At 44.3% G+C, this 596-nt stretch carries 1 protein-coding gene; it reads right to left on the bottom strand.

Features of this window, described 5'->3' with window-relative positions:
- Positions 1-68: 68 nt before the first annotated feature.
- Entirely contained in the window at positions 69-452 is a 384-nt protein-coding gene (locus NCCP2331_RS18310; RefSeq protein WP_251672130.1) for a hypothetical protein, read from the bottom strand.
- Positions 453-596: the final 144 nt, after the last annotated feature.

Genomic DNA, 596 nt, shown 5'->3' with positions numbered 1-596 from the left:
AGTTGCCGCTCTATAATTCTTTTCTACTACCATCTAAATCACTCCTATTTTTGTATTAAAAAAGACACTCAAATGAGCGCCACGTCATAAATCGTATTTCTGTATCTGCGGGCATCACGGTAGATACCTGTGTCTTTATCCCATTCATCGACTCCGCCGGCGAAATAGCCATATCCAAGATCCCGCATAATCTTACCTACACGTTTAGCAATTTCCTTTGTAACCGTCCGGCTTTTCGTCCACACATCAATCTGATAGATGTACGAGTCTGCAATTGGTTCATTATCTCCATATGCATCCGGCAGCGGTGGGGAGAGCGGATCAATGACGATGTAAGGACCTGATACATCGCCGGTTGCCGGGTACTCGTAAAATTTAATACGGCCGGTTGCTTGCTGTTTGATATACTCATCAGCCATCAATGCATTGTAAATAGTCATCATTACGTCCATTAAACGCCCCCCTTTAACGCATCGCGTAAAGCTTTACGATACGCCTTTTCAGAGTTTAGCAGAGCGCGGGCAATGGCGCCTTTACCTTTTGGACTTGGATTTTTAACGGTTCCGAACTCATTCAGATGAATGATGCTATACCGT

The organism is Sporosarcina sp. NCCP-2331, from assembly GCF_023707945.1.
GTDB classification, from domain to species: Bacteria; Bacillota; Bacilli; order Bacillales_A; family Planococcaceae; genus Sporosarcina; species Sporosarcina cascadiensis.
The sequence above is the reverse complement of the archived record's forward strand: the minus strand, read 5'-3'. Positions and strand labels throughout refer to the sequence as shown.